The organism is Streptomyces sp. NPDC006134 (assembly GCF_040628835.1).
Taxonomy (GTDB): Bacteria; Actinomycetota; Actinomycetes; order Streptomycetales; family Streptomycetaceae; genus Streptomyces.
Genome location: NZ_JBEXTV010000153.1, coordinates 1 through 1,110 on the forward strand (window position 1 = coordinate 1; position 1,110 = coordinate 1,110).

A 1,110-nucleotide genomic window follows, 5' to 3' on the forward strand; every position below is an offset into this window, starting at 1 on the left:
GTGATGTCCTCGGCCGCGGCCACCGGCACCCACGACGGCACCGCCACCGGCCCCCGGCCCGACGGCAACCCGGTCCACTCCACCCCGAACAGCGCATCGGGGGCCGCCGCGTCACCGGCGTTCGCCAGCCGCTCGGCGGTCAGCTCCCGCATCGCCACCGAGTCCGCCGTCACCACCGGGCCGCCGGTCTCATCCGCCGCCTCCAACGCGAGGAGGCCCGGCCCGCCGGGCCGCAGCCGCACCCGCAGCGCCGAGGCGCCGACGGCGTGCAGCACCAGACCGTTCCAGTCGAGCGGCCGGCGGGCCGCGTGGTCCCCGGCCGTCGCGCCGCCGAGCGTGTGGGCGTGCAGGGCGGCGTCGAGCAGCGCCGGGTGGATGGCGAACCTCGCGGCGTCCTCGCGCTGTTCCTCGGGCAGGGCGACCTCGGCGAAGATCTCGTCGCCGCGCCGCCACACCGCGCGCACGCCCCGGAACGCAGGGCCGTACTCGTCGCCCTGCTCCGCCAGCTCGGTGTAGAAGTCCTCGATCCCGACGGCCTCCGCACCGGCCGGCGGCCACACGGCGAAGTCGAAGTCCGCGGGACGAGCCGACGGCGCGGGCGACAGCGTGCCGGTGGCGTGCCGCGTCCACGCGTCCCCGTCACCGGGGGCGTCCTCGCGCTGCGAGTAGATCTCCAAGGTGCGCGAACCGTTCTCGTCCGGGGCACCCACGGCGACCTGGACGCGTACGCCGCCCTGCTCCGGCAGGACGAGGGGCGTATCGGTCACCAGCTCCTCCAGGACCCCGCAGCCGGCCTCGTCACCGGCCCGTACGGCCAGCTCGGTCAGGGCCGTGCCGGGGAGGACGACGACTCCGCCGACGAGGTGGTCGCCCAACCAGGGCTGCGCCGTGAGCGACAGACGCGAGGTGAACACCAGGCCGTCGGAGTGCGGCAGCCGGACCATCGCCCCGAGCAGCGGGTGGTCGACCGCCGTCTGTCCCAGCGAAGTCGCGTCGGTGGCGGTCCGGGCCGTGCGGAGCCAGTAGTGGCGGTGGTCGAAGGCGTACGTGGGGAGGTCGACACGCGCCGTCGTGGCGCCGGAGGGCAGGATGCCCGTCCAGTCGACGGGG

At 75.9% G+C, this 1,110-nt stretch carries 1 protein-coding gene; it reads right to left on the reverse strand.

Annotation, left to right across the window (positions count from 1 at the left end; all coding sequences use genetic code 11):
- A partial coding sequence (locus ABZ340_RS36600) for a polyketide synthase dehydratase domain-containing protein (protein ID WP_358786218.1) occupies window positions 1-1,110 on the reverse strand: 1,110 nt, incomplete at both ends.